The organism is Sphingomonas qilianensis, from assembly GCF_039614825.1.
Classification (GTDB): domain Bacteria; phylum Pseudomonadota; class Alphaproteobacteria; order Sphingomonadales; family Sphingomonadaceae; genus Sphingomonas; species Sphingomonas qilianensis.
This window is the reverse complement of the sequence record NZ_JBDIMF010000001.1, coordinates 585,487-599,715: the sequence shown is the minus strand read 5'-3', so window position 1 is coordinate 599,715 and position 14,229 is coordinate 585,487. Positions and strand designations below refer to the sequence as shown.

11 protein-coding genes and 1 tRNA gene are annotated in these 14,229 nt (G+C 65.5%); 4 read left to right on the top strand and 8 right to left on the bottom strand.

Annotation, left to right across the window (positions count from 1 at the left end):
• Nucleotides 1–30: 30 nt before the first annotated feature.
• Together ABC969_RS02945 and mgrA are read left to right on the top strand one after the other, a co-directional pair.
• Complete coding sequence (locus tag ABC969_RS02945; RefSeq protein WP_345862848.1) at nt 31–1,110, top strand: glycoside hydrolase family 43 protein; 1,080 nt, start codon at nt 31–33, stop codon at nt 1,108–1,110.
• Nucleotides 1,111–1,279: 169 nt separating this feature from the next.
• Nucleotides 1,280–2,335 carry an L-glyceraldehyde 3-phosphate reductase gene (mgrA, locus tag ABC969_RS02940; RefSeq protein ID WP_345862846.1) on the top strand — a complete coding sequence of 352 codons (1,056 nt, stop codon included), beginning with the start codon at nt 1,280–1,282 and terminating at the stop codon, nt 2,333–2,335.
• 58 nt (nt 2,336–2,393) lie between these two features.
• On the opposite strand, the gene ABC969_RS02935 is transcribed toward mgrA, so the two are convergent.
• The 3 genes from ABC969_RS02935 to moaA form a co-directional block, all read right to left on the bottom strand.
• Nucleotides 2,394–2,468 (bottom strand) — tRNA-Asn (locus ABC969_RS02935).
• Nucleotides 2,469–2,536: 68 nt separating this feature from the next.
• Nucleotides 2,537–3,313 carry an NAD kinase gene (locus ABC969_RS02930; RefSeq protein ID WP_345862845.1) on the bottom strand — a complete coding sequence of 259 codons (777 nt, stop codon included), beginning with the start codon at nt 3,311–3,313 and terminating at the stop codon, nt 2,537–2,539.
• Nucleotides 3,314–3,337: 24 nt separating this feature from the next.
• Nucleotides 3,338–4,348 (bottom strand): GTP 3',8-cyclase MoaA, encoded by a 1,011-nt coding sequence (gene moaA, locus ABC969_RS02925; protein ID WP_345862843.1) that lies wholly within the window; start codon nt 4,346–4,348, stop codon nt 3,338–3,340.
• Between the two features lie 124 nt (nt 4,349–4,472).
• Here moaA and ABC969_RS02920 point away from each other — a divergent pair, with 124 nt between their 5' ends.
• The gene (locus ABC969_RS02920; protein WP_345862842.1) at nt 4,473–6,455 is read left to right on the top strand and encodes a putative bifunctional diguanylate cyclase/phosphodiesterase; all 1,983 of its coding nucleotides are present in this window, start codon (nt 4,473–4,475) and stop codon (nt 6,453–6,455) included.
• A 46-nt stretch (nt 6,456–6,501) separates the two neighbouring features.
• Here ABC969_RS02920 and mfd read toward each other — a convergent pair whose 3' ends face one another.
• Nucleotides 6,502–9,966 (bottom strand): transcription-repair coupling factor, encoded by a 3,465-nt coding sequence (gene mfd, locus ABC969_RS02915; protein WP_345862841.1) that lies wholly within the window; start codon nt 9,964–9,966, stop codon nt 6,502–6,504.
• Between the two features lie 130 nt (nt 9,967–10,096).
• Nucleotides 10,097–10,363: an FAD assembly factor SdhE gene (locus ABC969_RS02910; protein WP_345862840.1), complete on the bottom strand. Its 267-nt coding sequence runs from the start codon at nt 10,361–10,363 to the stop codon at nt 10,097–10,099.
• Nucleotides 10,364–10,476: 113 nt separating this feature from the next.
• Here ABC969_RS02910 and recG point away from each other — a divergent pair, with 113 nt between their 5' ends.
• Nucleotides 10,477–12,537, top strand: a complete 2,061-nt coding sequence (recG, locus tag ABC969_RS02905; protein WP_345862838.1) for an ATP-dependent DNA helicase RecG — start codon at nt 10,477–10,479, stop codon at nt 12,535–12,537.
• Nucleotides 12,538–12,540: 3 nt separating this feature from the next.
• On the opposite strand, the gene ABC969_RS02900 is transcribed toward recG, so the two are convergent.
• From ABC969_RS02900 to tyrS, 3 genes are all read right to left on the bottom strand, one after another.
• Entirely contained in the window at nt 12,541–12,720 is a 180-nt protein-coding gene (locus tag ABC969_RS02900; RefSeq protein ID WP_345862837.1) for a hypothetical protein, read from the bottom strand.
• A 6-nt stretch (nt 12,721–12,726) separates the two neighbouring features.
• A complete protein-coding gene (locus tag ABC969_RS02895) occupies nt 12,727–12,855 on the bottom strand; it encodes a hypothetical protein (RefSeq protein WP_345862836.1) in 129 nt (42 codons plus the stop codon).
• A 133-nt stretch (nt 12,856–12,988) separates the two neighbouring features.
• Nucleotides 12,989–14,215 carry a tyrosine--tRNA ligase gene (gene tyrS / locus ABC969_RS02890; protein WP_345862835.1) on the bottom strand — a complete coding sequence of 409 codons (1,227 nt, stop codon included), beginning with the start codon at nt 14,213–14,215 and terminating at the stop codon, nt 12,989–12,991.
• Nucleotides 14,216–14,229 lie beyond the last annotated feature (14 nt).

Genomic DNA, 14,229 nt, shown 5'->3' with positions numbered 1-14,229 from the left:
CAGAAGATCGCTTTTGGGATGACGGGCCATATGCGCTTTTACACTATCGCCACGCTCGCGGCAGCGCCGCTCGCCTTGGCCGGCACGCTGGCTTTTGCCCAGGCGAACGAACCGCGCGCGCCGGACGGGCGTGCGTATCTCGCCCAGCCGCTGGTCACGGATCTGTACGTCGCGGATCCGTCCGCGCACGTCTTCAATGGCCGGATCTATGTCTATCCCAGCCATGATGTCGATGCCGGCATTCCCGATGACGATCTCGGCAATCAATATGCCATGCACGATTATCGCGTGCTGAGCATGGATCGGCCCGGCGGCCCGGTCACCGTCCATCCGGTGGCTATCGACGTGAAGCAGATCCCCTGGGCATCGAAGCAGACCTGGGCGCCCGATGCGGCGTATAAGAACGGCACCTATTATCTCTACATGCCGGCGCGCGACAAAGCCGGCGTGTTCCGCATCGGCGTCGCCACGTCGACCTCGCCGACCGGGCCGTTCAAGGCCGAGCCGACCCCGATCAGCGGCAGCTTCTCGATCGATCCGGCGGTATTCAGCGACAGCGACGGCCAGAGCTATATGTATTTCGGCGGCATCTGGGGCGGCCAGCTACAGCGCTGGGCGACCGGCAGGTTCGATGCGACCGCAGGCGACACCGATCTGCGCCAGGATGACAAGCCGGCGCTGGCGCCCAAAGTCGCGCGGATGAGCGCCGACATGAAGCAGTTCGCCGAGCCGTCGCGCGACGTGCAGATCGTTGACGAGGCGGGCAATCCGATCCTCGGCGGCGATCACGAACGGCGCTTCTTTGAGGCGTCATGGCTGTTCAAGCGCGGCGGCAAATATTATTTCACCTATTCGACCGGCGATACGCATTTCCTGAATTATGCCATCGGCGACAGCCCGTATGGCCCGTTCCGCTATACCGGCCACATCATGTCGCCGGTGCAGGGCTGGACGACGCACCATTCGATCATCCAGTTCAGCGATCGCTGGTGGCTGTTTTACCATGACACGCAATTGTCGAACAAAAATCATCTGCGTTCAGCCAAGATGACGGAAATGTTCTTCAACGCTGACGGCACGATCCGACAGCTGGACCCGTTCAAAAAATGATCGCCCGGCGCTGCCTGCGGACCCCGCGGGCGGCGTTTTCGCGCGGGCACGCAGGCCGCGTCGTCACTGGCCCTCTGCTTGGCCACATGATGGAATTCGCGCGTCCTGCGATCCAGCTGCCCGGTTCGTGCGTTCGCGCTTGATTCACTGCCCTTTGGAGTCACTGACCATGCCGTTTTCCGCCCCCTATGCGCCTGATCAGAATCGCTATGACGGGCGTATGCCGTATCGCCGCTGCGGCCGCAGCGGGCTCGATCTCCCCGCGATCAGCCTGGGCCTGTGGCAGAATTTCGGCGGCGCGGACGTGTTCGAGACGGGGCGGGCAATGTTGCGTCGTGCCTTTGATCGCGGTGTTACGCATTTCGATCTGGCCAATAATTACGGCCCTCCCTACGGCTCGGCCGAGGAGAATTTCGGCCGCATGCTGGCAACCGATTTCGCCGGGCTGCGCGACGAGCTGGTAATCTCGACCAAGGCGGGGTGGGACATGTGGCCCGGGCCCTATGGTGATATCGGCGGCAGCCGCAAATATCTCATCGCCAGCTGTGATCAGAGCCTCAAGCGCATAGGGCTCGATTATGTCGATATCTTCTATTCGCACCGCGTCGATCCCAAGACACCGCTCGAGGAGACGATGGGCGCGCTGGCGCAGCTGCATCGCCAGGGCAAGGCGCTGTATATCGGCATCTCGTCTTATTCGCCCGAATTGACCGAGCAGGCGGCGGCGATCCTGCGCGAGGAGCGGGTGCCCCTGCTGATCCATCAGCCGAGCTATTCGATGCTCAATCGCTGGGTCGAGCAGGGCCTGCTCGATATGCTCGAGGCGCTGGGCACGGGCTGCATCGCTTTTTCCCCGCTGGCGCAGGGCATGCTGACACGCAAATATCTGAACGGCGTGCCGCAGGATGCCCGCGCGGCGCGCGATGGCTCCTTCTCGCCCGATCTGCTGACCGAGGAGAATCTGGCCCGGATCCAGGCCCTCAACGCGCTCGCGGCGGCGCGCGGGCAATCACTGGCGCAGATGGCCATCGCCTGGGTGCTGCGCGATCCTCGCGTCACTTCGGCGCTGATCGGCGCGCGCACTGTCGCGCAGCTCGACGAATCGCTCGATGCGGTGCAGCGGCTCGACTTTTCGGCAGACGAACTGGCCGCCATCGATCGTCACGCCAGCGAAGGCGGGATCAATCTGTGGGCGGTATCATCGCAGATGACCGCACTACCGTAACGATAAGGGGGATCGCTTCATCCCGTCACCGATAACCGCGCATTTCTGCGGGTGTCGGTGGCTCCCTGAGTAGGATTCGAACCTACGGCCGCTCGATTAACAGTCGAGAGCTCTACCGCTGAGCTATCAGGGAATGAAGCCGAGGGCGGCTCTATAACTGGCTGAAACGAGGATGCAACCCCGTTCCGACGGTTATCCACATCAAGCGACAAATTGCTCCATCGTGATGCGATCATCGAGGGCGTGTTCGGGATCGAACAACAGCGTCAGCTCACGCGCGCGATCGATCATGATGTCGACGCGCGCGACATCGCGCACCTCGCGCTGATCGGCCACGGCGCTGACCGGGCGCTTCGCGGCGTCCAGCACGCGGATGCCGATCCGCGCCTTGTCCGGCAGGATCGCGCCGCGCCAGCGCCGCGGGCGGAACGGGCTGATCGGGGTCAGCGCGAGCAAGGCCGAGCCGAGCGGGAGGATCGGGCCCTGCGCCGAGAAATTATACGCAGTGGAGCCGGCGGGTGTGGCGACGAGAATCCCATCGCACGCCAGCTCAGGCAGGACGACGCGATCGTTGAGGGTGACTTCGAGATTGGCCGTCTGGCGCGTCTCGCGCAGCAGCGAGACTTCGTTGATCGCCGGCAACGTGACGATCTCGCCGTCCATCGTCTCGGCGGTCATCGCCAGCGGCACAACCTTGAACGATTTGGTGCGCGCGAGCCGATCGTGCAAATCGTGCTGGCGCCATTCGTTCATCAGGAAGCCGACGGTGCCGAGGTTCATGCCAAACACCGGCACCACGGGTTTGCGCCGCTCCAGCATCGCGTGCAGCGTTTGCAGCATAAAGCCATCGCCGCCCAGCGCGACGATCAGCTCAGCGTCTTCAACCGGTACCCACTCATGCGCATCGGCAAGCGCGCGCGCCGCGGCTTGTGCCGGCGGGGTGGGGGAGGCGACCAACGCGCGGCGTTGCGCGCTCATCGGTGTGGCCTCGAGCAGGCCGCCTCAACCACCGGTGACGCTCATGTGGCGGCTGACGGCGGGCGCGGCAGCCGCGATATCGAAATCATGGCGTGCGGGCTTGGTGCCCATTGCTGAATCCAGCGCGGCATCCAGCCCGGCCACGCCCTCGGCACGCAGGATCGCCTTAAGATCGACCTGATCGTCATGCCCGAGGCAGGTATAGAGAATGCCTTCGGTGGTCAGCCGCACGCGATTGCAGGTGCTGCAGAAATTGGCCGTCAGCGGTGAGATCAACCCGAGCCGCGTGCTCGAGCCATCGACGCGCCAATAGCGTGCGGGGCCACCGCTATCATGCATATCGCGCACCAGAGGAAAGTCGGCCTTGAGCTCGTCCATCACTGCGGTCAGCGGCAGAAAGCGATCGGTGCGATCCTCGTCGATCGCGCCGAGCGGCATCGTCTCGATCAGCGTCAGATCGAGGCCTTCGTCACGGCACCAGGCGAGCATGGAGGCGATTTCGCCATCATTCTGCCCTTTCAGCGCGACCATGTTGATTTTCACCCGCAGCCCGGCGTCGCGCGCGGCATAAATGCCGCCGATCACGCGCGCGACATCGCCATGCCGCGTGATGTAGCGAAACAGCTCAGGGTCTCGCGTATCGAGGCTGACGTTGATGCGGCGCATGCCGGCATCCACCAGCGCTGCCGCATGCTCCACGAGATGGTTGCCATTGGTGGTCATGGTCAGCTCGTCGAGATCGCTGCCGACATGGCTGCCGAGCCGGCGCACCAGCTGCTCGACATCGCGGCGAACCAAGGGTTCGCCCCCGGTCAGCCGGATCTTGCGGATGCCGCGGGCAATAAAGCGTTCGGCGATGATGGCCATTTCATCGAGGCTGAGGACGGCTGCCTTGGGCAGGAACGTCATATGCTCTGCCATGCAATAGCGGCAGCGCAGATCGCAGCGGTCGGTGACCGAAATGCGCAGATAGCTGATGGTGCGACCGTGCCCGTCGATCAGGGGGCTGTCGATCAAATTGGGCGCGCAGGTCATGGGTGAAGAGCTAAGCCTTTGATGCGTGTGTAACAAGGGCGGGGCGCAGGAGGCCTTGTTCTTGTACCGTAAACGTCGGAAAGAGCCGAAAGGTGGCAGGACTATTTCGGGCGGGGGATTATGGGTGAGTGATGTAGATCCCGCCCCCCTCTACATTCTATCGTTCCGGCAGCGTGATGAACTCGCCGCGCTGGGCGCGCGCGCGGGTTGGCAGGTGGTTGCCGCGCGCCGCGCAGAAGGGGCCGAACGCCGCTTTTTGGCCAGCGGATCGGCGGTGGCGGTGATCGATGCACGTGGCGCGTTGAGCGACGGGCTGGCCGCGGCCGTGGCGCTGGATGGCGCCGTCGGCTCGAACGGGGGGGCGATGCTGGTGCTGGTGTCGCGCGGCGATACGGACGCGATCCCGCGGTTTTACGATGCGGGCGCGACGCATTTTCTCGCCAGTCCGTTCAGCGAGGCGGAATTCATCCAATCGGTGCGTTTTGCCGGGCGTCATGCGACGCGCATGGCGGGCGAATGGCGCGCCACCGCGCCGGCCGATCCGCTCGGCTGGCGGCTAGATCTGCGGGAGCGGGCGCTGCAGATCACGCCGGCATTGGCGCGGTTGCTGGCCATCGCCGAAGATAGCGCGCCGCGCGCCTTGCTGCGCACGCTCGATCCGGGTGAGCGGCGCACTGCGCTCGACGCCCTGCGGCGCGTTGCGACGCGCCCGGCCACCGCATTTGCGCATGACATCACCGGTGTTGGCCGCGTGGTGCAGCATTTGCAGCACGATGCGCAGGCACAGCGTATCGATGCGCTGGTCGAGCCGCTGGGCAGCGTGCCCGATTCCACCGCAGCGATGCGCGATGCGCTGGCCGGCGCGCGCGACAGCGGCGGGGCCAGGCGCTGGCTCGATCGCCGTTTGGCTACCGGCGCGCCGTTATCGGTGATCCTGATTGCGCTCAATCGCTTCGAGATGGTCAACACCGCTTATGGCCGCGCGGCGGGGGATGCGTTGCTGCGCGGCGCGCATCGCCGCATCGCGCAGGCCGCGCGCGAAACGCTGGAAAAGGGCGCGCTGGTGGCGCGGATGGGGGGATCGGAATTCCTCGTCGCCACGGAACGCCCCCGGGCGCGGATTGATCTGGCGATCGAGCGCATCGTCGGCGCGATGGGCCGGCCCTATGTCGTCGGCGATGCCATCGCCGTGCTCGGCTGTCGCATCGGCATGGCGGTGCGCGGCCCCGCCGATGATGCCACGGCATTGCTGCGCCGCGCCGGCACCGCGCTGGCCGATGCCAAGGCCTCGGACAGCGCGACGCTGCGCGTGGCGGCGTCGGGCGAGCAGGAAGCGCCGATCGATCGCCTCGCCGCCGAACTCGGGCCGGCGATCGATCGCGGCGAGATCGACATCCTGTTCCAGCCGCAAGTGGCGATGGCGGATGGCCGCATCGTCGGGGTCGAGGCGCTGGCGCGGTGGGAACATGCCACGCTCGGCACGATCGGCGCGGATCTGCTGTTCGCCGCAGCGGCACGCGCCGATCTCGAAATCGCCTTGTCCGATCATATCCAGCATATCGTGCTGGCGCGTGCCGCCGCCTGGCCGCTGGCGCTGGCCCGGTTGCGGCTGTCGCTCAATCTCACCGCGGGCGATATCGCGCGCCCCGGTTTTGCCGATCTGTTTCTGGACCGCATCGGCCGCAGCGGCTTTGCGCGCACGCGGCTGACGCTGGAGATCACCGAAAGCGGGCTGATCGAGGATCTCAACATCGCCGCGACCTTGCTCACCACGCTGCGTGCTGCCGGTTGCCGCGTGGCGATCGACGATTTCGGCACCGGCTATTCCAGCCTTGCCTATCTCAAATCACTGCCGCTCGATTATCTCAAGATCGACAAGAAACTGGCGCAGGACATTACCGGCACGGCGCGCGACCGCGTCGTGGTGCGCGGCGTTATCGATATGGCGCGCTCGCTTGGTCTGTCGGTGATCGCGGAAGGCGTGGAGACGCAGGAGCAGCTTGAGTTATTGGCCAAGGAGGGCTGCCAATATTATCAGGGCTTCCTGTGTTCCGAAGCCATCTCCAGCGTGGCGCTGGTCGAACTGATGGCGCGCCCCGCCTCCTAACTCCCGTCATCCCGGGATTCGAGCTGACGAGAGCGGGGGCAGGAGGCTACCCGGCCGCCCGCGCCAGCCCCTTCGATAACTGCAGCGCGCCGTGCAGCCGCGCCTTGGGATCGCCCCACACGCGGTTGACCACCAGCTTGCTGTCGGGCCGCAGCCGCGCGACGCCATCGAGCTTCTGCACCCAGGCCAGCAGCCCCTCGATATTGGGCGGCGTGTCGTTCTGGAACGTCACCAGCGCCCCCTTCGGCCCGACATCGATCTTCGACACGCACGCTTTCTTGGCGTGCATCTTGATCTCGATGATGCGGATCAGGTTCTCGGTCGCGCTCGGCAGCGGGCCGAAGCGATCGATCAGCTCGGCGGCGAACGCCTCCACGCCGTCCTGGTCCTCGACATCGTTCAAGCGGCGATACAGGCCCATGCGCAGGTCGAGATCGGGGACATACTCCTCCGGGATGAGGATCGGCGCGTCGATCGTGATCTGTGGGCTGAAGTCCTTCGGGCGCAGCCGCTGCCCGCCCGCCTTGGCCTCCATGATCGCCTCTTCCAGCATCGACTGGTAGAGTTCGTAGCCCACTTCCTTGATATGCCCGGATTGCTCGTCGCCAAGCAGATTGCCCGCGCCACGAATGTCCAGATCATGGCTGGCCAGCTGGAACCCGGCGCCCAGGCTGTCGAGATCGGACAGGACCTTGAGGCGCTTCTCCGCCGTCTCGGTAACGATGCGGTTGGGCGGCGTGGTCAGATAGGCGTACGCGCGCGTCTTCGCGCGGCCCACCCGCCCGCGCAGCTGATAGAGCTGGGCGAGGCCGAAGCGATCGGCGCGGTGGATGATCATCGTATTGGCGCTCGGAATATCGAGCCCGCTTTCCACGATCGTGGTGGAGATCAGCACCTCGAACTTCTTGTCATAGAAGGCCGACATGCGCTCCTCGACCTCGGTCGCCGACATCTGCCCGTGCGCGACGACCGCGCGCACCTCGGGCACGTGATCGCGCATGAAATCCTCGATCTCCTGCACGTCGGCGACGCGCGGCGTGACGAAGAAGCTCTGCCCGCCGCGATAATGTTCGCGCAGCAGCGCCTCGCGCAGCACCACCGGATCCCACGGCATGATATAGGTGCGCACCGCCAGGCGATCGACCGGCGGCGTCTGGATCACCGATAGCTCGCGCAGGCCCGACATGGCCATCTGCAGCGTGCGCGGGATCGGCGTGGCGGTCAGCGTCAGCACGTGGACGTCGGTCTTGAGCGATTTCAGCCGCTCCTTGTGCGTCACGCCAAAGCGCTGCTCCTCGTCGACCACCACCAGCCCCAGCCGCTTGAAATCGATCGACTTGGCCAGGATGGCGTGCGTGCCGACCACCACGTCCATCTGCCCGTCGGCAAGCTTCTCCTTGGTCGCCTTGGCTTCCGCGGCGGGGACCAGGCGGGAGAGGCGGCCGACATTGATCGGAAAGCCTTCGAAGCGTGCGGTGAAATTGTTGAAATGCTGCCGCGCGAGCAGCGTGGTGGGGCAGACGATCGCCACCTGCAGCCCGCCCATCGCCGCGGCGAACGCCGCACGCAGCGCCACCTCGGTCTTGCCGAAGCCGACATCGCCGACCACCAGCCGGTCCATCGGCGTGCCCTTGCTCAGATCGCCGAGCACATCATTGATCGCACGATCCTGATCCTCGGTTTCCTCATAAGGGAAGCGATCGACGAACTGCGTATAGCTGCTGTCCGCCTCGATCACGTCGGCGGGCCGTGTCGCGCGTTCCGCTGCCGTCGCGATCAGCTCGCCGGCAATCTCGCGGATGCGCTCCTTCATCTTCGATTTGCGGCGCTGCCATGCTTCGCCGCCCAGGCGATCGAGGTTCGCCCCGTCGCTGTCCGAGCCATAGCGCGACAGCACTTCGAGATTTTCCACCGGCACGAACAGCTTGTCGCCGCCGGCATAGGTCAGCGCGACGCAATCGTGCGGGCTTTGCCCCACGGGAATCGAGGTCAGCCCCTCATAGCGCCCGATGCCATGATCGGCATGCACGACGAGATCGCCCGGCGTGAGCATCGCCAGCTCGGCGAGAAACGCGTCGGCCGATTTCTTGCGCTTCTTGCGACGCACCAGCCGGTCGCCAAGCATGTCCTGCTCGGTGAGCAATGCGACGTCGGGTGTCGCAAAGCCGTGATCGAGCTGCAGCACGAGCAGGGCGACGCTTTTGCTGCCGACGCCCAGCGCCTCCTGCCACGTATCCACCTTGACCGCGCCGGTCAGCCCATGATCCGCCAGCAACGAGGCCAGCCGCTCGCGCGCGCCGATTGAATAGCTCGCCAGGATCGGCTTCTTGCCATCGCGCTGCACGGTGCGCAGATGATGCACCACCGCCTCATACACGTTCGCCCCGGCCGAGCGCTCGGCGCCGAAATCGCGCGGCCCATCGACGTTGAAATCGAGCACGGTGGCGCTCTCGGGCTCGTGGAATTGCGACGTCTGGTGCGTCGGCATCCCTTGCGCGCGCTCGGCGAACTCCTTGGCCGTCAGATACAGCGCATCCGCCGGCAACGGGCGATAGCTGCCCGGATCACTGACCTGCGCCTTGACGCGATTGCCGTGATAATCGGTGATCGCCTCGAAGCGTTGCTCCGCCGCCGCGATCACCCCGCCATCGCGCAGCACGACCGCGCCCCCGGATTCATTGGCGCCCAGGTGATCGAACAGGGTCGCCATCTTGTCCTCGAACAAGGGCAGCCAATGTTCCATCCCCGCCAGCCGCCGGCCTTCGCTGATCGCCTGATACAGCGGATCGCCCGTCGCGGTGGCGCCGAAGCGCTCGCGGTAACGCGTGCGGAAGCGCTTGATGCTGTCCTCGTCGAGCAATGTCTCGGAGGCGGGCAGCAAGGTGAAACCCTCCACGCGGCCCGTGGTGCGCTGGTCCTGCGGATCGAACGTCCGCACCGATTCGATTTCGTCGCCGAAGAAATCGAGCCTGAGCGCATGTTCCTCACCGCTCGGGAACAGATCGACCAGCCCGCCGCGCACCGCGAATTCGCCCGAATCCGCCACCGTCTCGACGCGGACATAACCATTGGCCTGCAGCATCATGGCCAGCTTGTCGCGATCGATCCGCGCCTTGGGCGCCAGCGTGGTGACGAGCTGGCGGATGCGGAACGGGGTCAGCGTGCGCTGCGCCGCGGCGTTGGCGGTGGTGATGAGCAGTTGCGGCTTTTTCTTCAGTTGCTGCAAGCGGTGCAGCGTCGCCATGCGCTCGGCCATCACGTTCAGCGTCGGGCTGGCGCGGTCATAAGGCAGGCAATCCCAGGCCGGGAAGGTAAGCACTTCCAGCTCGGGCGCAAACACCTGGGCGGTCGCCGCGATCGCGCGCATCGCCAGCTCGTCGGGCGCGATGAACACCGCGCGCGCCGGCGCGGTGCGCGCGAGATCGGCGAGCAGCCACGGCTCGAACCCGGTGGGAACACCGGAGAGCGTCAGCGGCTGCTTGGCGGCGAGGATTTTCTTCAGATCAGGCATTCGGTTTCCATATTAGCCCACCCATCCGTCACCCCGGACTTGTTCCGGGGGCCACCGTGCCAAAAGGATTGCGGCGCGCGCGGATGAGTGGACCCCGGAACAAGTCCGGGGTGACGGTCATGTTATGGGGTTAGGTGGCGATCGGCACGTAATTCAGCGTCTTCAGCGCCGCGATGATCGAGCCCTGATACCGTTCCGGCGCCACTTCGGTGCCGATCGCCCAGGCCATGATATCCACGTCCTGCTCCTCCAACAGGTGCTCGAACAGCACCATCTCGGCTTCGTCCCAGCTCCGCCAGTGCGCATCGAAGAACCCGCCGATCAGCAGATCGGCTTCCTTCACGCCGCGATGGTGGGCGCGATAATGCAGGCGTTTCAAACGGGTTTCGCGGTCCATGCTCACTCCAACAGCAATTGCCCGGCAGGCGCTGATCGGGAACCCAGAAAAGCATTACTTTTCCGGGACCCCTCGCGGCGACTGTCGGGTGAGGCTAGAGGACACAGATAGTCATGCGGCCCGATATCCTCAATCCATTGTTCGCCGAAGTCACGGCGCTGAAGGGCATTGGCCCGGGCCTGGCCAAACCCTTGGAACGGCTGCACCTCGCGCGCATCGTCGATCTGGCCTTTCATTTGCCCACCGGCTGGATCGATCGCGTGCCGCGGGCCGAGCTCGACATGGCCGACGCCGGGCGCACCATCGTCATCACGCTGACCGCGCAAAGCTATCGCTCGGGCAATGGCCGCGGCCCGACGCGCGTGCAGGCCAGCGACGCGCACGGCAATTTCGTCAGCCTGGTCTATTTCGGCGGGCATCCCGGCTGGGCCAGGAAGCTCGCGCCGATCGGCGAGCCACGCCTCGTGTCCGGCCGGCTGGAGCTGTACGGCCAGGAATTGCAGATCGTGCATCCCGATTATTGCCTGCCGCTCGAGGAAGCGCCGGATGTCGCGACGCGCGAATCGATCTATCCCTTGTCGGAAGGCATCACCTCCCGGCGGATGGGCCAGCTCGTCGAGCAGGTGCTGGAGCGTGCGCCCGATCTGCCCGAATGGATCGAGCCCGGGCTGCTCGCCAAGCGTGGCTGGCCGGGCTGGCGTGAGGCGCTGGCGCGCATCCATGCCGATTCGTCCGACGCGATGGCGCGCGAACGGCTTGCTTATGACGAGGTGTTCGCCAACCAGCTGGCGCTGACATTGGTGCGCCAGTCGTCGCGCGCGCGGCGGGGCAGGGCGCTCGCCGGCGACGGCCGCCTGCGCGATGCGCTGAAACTGCCCTATCAATTGACCGGCGCGCAGGCGCGCACGGTGCGCGAGGTCGAGGGCGATCTCGCGCAGGAGCAGCCGATGCTGCGGCTGCTGCAAGGCGATGTCGGCTCGGGCAAGACGCTCGTCGCGGCGATGGCCTTGCTGATGGCGGTGGAGGCGGGCGCGCAAGGTGCCTTGCTCGCGCCGACCGAAATCCTCGCGCGGCAGCATTACGAGACGTTGCGCCGCCAGCTCGCCGGCCTGCCGGTCGAAATCGCCATCCTCACCGGGCGCGACAAGGGCAAGGTACGTGAGGCGACGCTGATGGGGCTGGCCTCGGGCGCGATCGACATCCTGATCGGCACGCACGCCATTTTCCAGGATACGGTGACCTACAAGGATCTCGGCCTCGTCGTGGTCGACGAGCAGCACCGCTTCGGCGTCGCGCAGCGCATGATGCTACAGGCCAAGGCACGCGCCGCGCCGCATTTGCTGGCGATGACCGCCACGCCGATCCCGCGCACGCTGACGCTGGCCAATTATGGCGAAATGGATGTCAGCATGCTCGATGAAATGCCACCGGGCCGCCAGCCGATCGAGACGCGCGTGATCTCCGAGGATCGCCTGCCCGACATGGTCGAGGCGCTGGCGCGGCATCTGTCCGATGGCGGGCAGGCCTATTGGGTGTGTCCGCTGGTCGAGGAAAGCGCCAAGAGCGATCTCGCCGCCGCCGAGGATCGCGCGGAAACGCTGCGCGCGCGCTTCGGCGATCGTGTCGGGCTGGTCCATGGCCGCATGAAGGGGGCGGAGAAGGATGCCGTCATGGGCGAATTCGCTGCCGGGCGCATCGGCGTTCTGGTCGCGACGACGGTGATCGAGGTCGGCGTCGACGTGCCCAACGCGACATTGATCGTGATCGAGGCGGCCGATCGCTTCGGGCTGGCGCAGCTTCACCAGCTTCGCGGGCGCGTCGGCCGGGGGTCGGGCAAATCGAATTGCCTGCTGATCCGCGGCAATGCGCTGAGCGAAACATCGCGCGCGCGGCTGGCTTTGATGCGCGAAACCAATGACGGGTTTCGCATCGCCGAGGAGGATCTCAGGCTGCGCGGGGCGGGCGAATTGCTCGGCACCAAGCAATCGGGCGAGGCTGCGTTCCGCATTGCTACGCCCGAGATGTTGAGCGAGCTGCTGCCGATCGCGACGGACGACGCGCGGCTGCTGATCGATCGTGATGGCGGGCTCGATGGCGCGCGTGGCCAGGCAGCGCGCACCGCCTTGTATCTGTTCGAACGAGACGCGGGCGTCGCGCTGTTGCGGAGCGGATAGGCGTCAGCGCGGCGCCATCACGCTCAGCAATTCGTAATATGTTGCCTGGTCGATCGCCCGCTCCAGCGCGCAACCGATCCGCCCGCCGAGCGACCAGCGCACGTCGGCGTCGACCATCCCGATCACCGGCAGGTCGATCTGCAGCCGTGCCCCCACGGGCAGGCCGTCGTCATAGCGTGCCATCAGCCCCTACGCGGAGAGATTGACGATCAACAGCACGATGCCGCCGCCATCAGGGCCGATCGCCTGCGCGCGGTGATACACCTCATCACGCGGTGACGCGCGGTTGTCGGCAAAAGCCATTCCCAAGCCGGCCATGACGCGGTCCCCCAATAACTAAGGGACCGTTAACGCGGGCGCGGTTAATCGGATGTAAAAGAACCTGCTTAACGGCGTAAATCACGCATAAAACACCAAAAAGCGCCCAGATATGCTGTCAGATCGCGCCGCTTTAGCCGGCCACCAGCAATCCGTGGTTCTTCTTGCCCGCCGCGATCGCAACCGGATCGGCGCCGACAACGATCACTTTAGTCTCGTTCTCAACCTTCTCGCCGCCAATCCGCGCCCCGCCGCCCTGGATCAGCCGCCGCGCCTCGCCCTTCGATTTGGCAAAGCCGATGCCGATCAGCGCGTCGATCACGGTGATTTCGCCCGTCACCGCCAGCGTCGGCAGCGCGCCGCCCGCGCTGCCTTCCTCGAAGGTGCGCCGGGCGGTCTCCGCCGCCTCATCCGCCGCCGCCTGCCCGCGGCACATCGCGGTCGCGGCATTGGCGAGCACTTTCTTCGCCTCGTTGATCTCGGCGCCGGGCAATGCTTCCAGCCGCGCAATCTCATCCAGCGGCAGATCGGTGAACAGCCGCAGGAACCGCCCGACATCCCGATCGTCGGTGTTGCGCCAGAATTGCCAATAATCGAAATGCGGCAATTGATCCTCGTGCAGCCAGACGGCGCCCGACATCGTCTTGCCCATCTTGCCGCCGTCCGCGGTGGTGATCAGTGGCGTGGTGATGCCGTAGACTTCTGTGCTGTCCATGCGCCGCGACAGCTCGATGCCGTTGACGATATTGCCCCATTGATCGCTGCCGCCCATCTGCAGGCGGCAACCGGTGCGGCGCGACAGTTCGAGGAAGTCGTACGCCTGCAGGATCATGTAATTGAATTCGAGGAAGCTCAACGATTGCTCTCGGTCCAGCCGCAGCTTGACCGAATCAAAGCTCAGCATGCGGTTGACCGAGAAATGCTGGCCGACGTCACGCAGGAACGGAATATATTCGAGCTGGTCGAGCCATTCGGCATTGTCGAGCATCACCGCATCGGTGGCGCCGTCTCCGAAGGTCAGGAAGCGCTCGAAGATGCGCTTGATCGAGGTGACATTGGCCTTGATGCCATCCTCGCCGAGCAGCTTGCGCGCTTCGTCCTTGAAGCTCGGATCGCCGATCTTGCCGGTCCCGCCGCCCATCAGAACGATCGGCTTATGCCCGCTTTGCTGCAGCCGGCGCAGCAGCATGATCTGCACCAGGCTGCCCACGTGCAGCGACGGCGCGGTGGGATCGAAACCGATATAGCCGGGCACGATCTGCTTGTTGGCGAGCGCATCGAGTGCCGCAGCGTCGGTGGTCTGGTGGATATAGCCGCGCTCGGCCAGCGTGCGCAGGAGGGGGGAGGTGTGCTCGGTCATGGTGGCGAAGCGCT

Bases quoted from the DNA above. Each gene is read 5' to 3' on its own strand.
- ABC969_RS02945 (WP_345862848.1), top strand. From the start codon at position 31: ATGCGCTTTTACACTATCGCCACGCTCGCGGCAGCGCCGCTCGCCTTG.
- mgrA (WP_345862846.1), top strand. From the start codon at position 1,280: ATGCCGTTTTCCGCCCCCTATGCGCCTGATCAGAATCGCTATGACGGG.
- ABC969_RS02930 (WP_345862845.1), bottom strand. From the start codon at position 3,313: ATGAGCGCGCAACGCCGCGCGTTGGTCGCCTCCCCCACCCCGCCGGCA.
- moaA (WP_345862843.1), bottom strand. From the start codon at position 4,348: ATGACCTGCGCGCCCAATTTGATCGACAGCCCCCTGATCGACGGGCAC.
- mfd (WP_345862841.1), bottom strand. From the start codon at position 9,966: ATGCCTGATCTGAAGAAAATCCTCGCCGCCAAGCAGCCGCTGACGCTC.
- ABC969_RS02910 (WP_345862840.1), bottom strand. From the start codon at position 10,363: ATGGACCGCGAAACCCGTTTGAAACGCCTGCATTATCGCGCCCACCAT.
- recG (WP_345862838.1), top strand. From the start codon at position 10,477: ATGCGGCCCGATATCCTCAATCCATTGTTCGCCGAAGTCACGGCGCTG.
- ABC969_RS02900 (WP_345862837.1), bottom strand. From the start codon at position 12,720: ATGGCACGCTATGACGACGGCCTGCCCGTGGGGGCACGGCTGCAGATC.
- ABC969_RS02895 (WP_345862836.1), bottom strand. From the start codon at position 12,855: ATGGCCGGCTTGGGAATGGCTTTTGCCGACAACCGCGCGTCACCGCGT.
- tyrS (WP_345862835.1), bottom strand. From the start codon at position 14,215: ATGACCGAGCACACCTCCCCCCTCCTGCGCACGCTGGCCGAGCGCGGC.